The 611-nt window shown below is 77.3% G+C and carries 1 protein-coding gene; it reads right to left on the bottom strand.

Going from position 1 to position 611, the window contains the following annotated elements:
• Positions 1-91 precede the first annotated feature (91 nt).
• Complete coding sequence (locus tag V7E45_RS40445) at positions 92-238, bottom strand: hypothetical protein (RefSeq protein ID WP_333779270.1); 147 nt, start codon at positions 236-238, stop codon at positions 92-94.
• Between the last annotated feature and the right edge of the window lie 373 nt (positions 239-611).

Below are 611 nucleotides of genomic sequence, written 5' to 3'. Positions count from 1 at the left end.
GCGGTGCCCTGCCCCGCCCGGCCGACCTTCCCCCGGTCGCGCGGGTCGCAGCGGCGCGGACGGTGGCCGCGGTTCTCGCGGTTCGCCCGGTTCAGTGGTGCGTGTACCTCCGGCGACGGCCGTGCAGCCGGTGGACGGCGCCCGCGCAGGCGGCGGCGATCAGCACGCTCCCGGCGACCAGCGCCGGCACCGAGTCGGTGAAGGTGCCGCCCTCGCCCGCCTGGACCCCGCTCTGCACCGTCGCCGGGGAGCAGTCGTCGTCCGCGCCGTCGCGGGACCCGCGGCAACCGTCCCCATGGCACTCCCCCTGGCCCCGGCACTGGGCAGCGCCGTCGCCGCAGTCCCGCGCGCTCCCCCCGCACTCCCGGCCCTGACCCTGAGCTTGCCCCTGGCCCTGTCCTTGGCCTTGGCCCTGCTCGTGCCCTTGGCTCTGCCCCTGGCCCTGCGGCTGAGGCTTCGTCTGGGGCTGAGGCCGTGCAGACCCCGGTTCCGACCCCGTACCCGACCCTGTCGGCGGCCGCGGAACCTGCCCGAGCCCCTGACCCTGCTCCTGACCCTGCCCGGCCCCTTGACTCTGCTGCCCCGCCCCCTGGCTCTGGCCCTGTCCCGAC

The organism is Streptomyces sp. IBSBF 3136, assembly GCF_036815105.1.
Classification (GTDB): Bacteria; Actinomycetota; Actinomycetes; order Streptomycetales; family Streptomycetaceae; genus Streptomyces.
This window is presented reverse-complemented; position numbering and strand designations above follow the sequence as displayed.